Below are 601 nucleotides of genomic sequence, written 5' to 3'. Positions count from 1 at the left end.
CGCCGGCGAGATCGACGGCGGCATCATCTACAACTACTACTGGTTCGGCGACCAGGCCAAGACCGGTGAGAACAGCAAGAACACCGAGCTGCACTACTTCAAGAACGAGGATCCGGGTGCCTTCGTCAGCATCTCCGGTGGTGGCGTGCTGCAGTCCAGCAAGAATGCGGCTGCCGCGCAGGCGTTCCTGAAGTACATCACCGGCAAGGCCGGCCAGGAGATCCTGCAGACCGGTACGTCGTTCGAGTACCCGGTCGGCAGCGGTGTCGCCGCCAACCCCGAACTGGTCCCGCTCGCGGACCTGCAGGCTCCCGTCGTGGATCCGTCGAAGCTCAACAGCGAGAAGGTCACCCAGCTGATGACGGATGCCGGTCTCCTCTGACCGGATCGGGGGGCGGGCACGGCCCCGCCCCCCGCTGGTTCTCGTTCTGATCGTGGCGGCGCTCGTGGCCGTCACACTGATTCCTCTCGGCTACGTCGTCACCACCACCATCTCGACCGGGTGGGAGACGGCGTCCGCCCTGATCTTCCGCCCCCGCGTCGGCGAACTGATGGTCAACACGGTCTCCCTCGTGGTTGTCACCATCCCGATCTGCGTCGC

Annotated in this window: 1 protein-coding gene; it reads left to right on the top strand. The window is 65.4% G+C overall.

The features are described 5' to 3' along the window. The coding region (locus tag IJ15_RS0124290; protein ID WP_031940886.1) for an ABC transporter substrate-binding protein at positions 1-382 on the top strand (382 nt) is incomplete at its 5' end. Between the last annotated feature and the right edge of the window lie 219 nt (positions 383-601).

This window comes from Prescottella defluvii, from assembly GCF_000738775.1.
Lineage (GTDB): Bacteria > Actinomycetota > Actinomycetes > Mycobacteriales > Mycobacteriaceae > Prescottella > Prescottella defluvii.
Note: the sequence above shows the minus strand (reverse complement) of the source record. Positions and strands in the feature narration are given on the sequence as shown.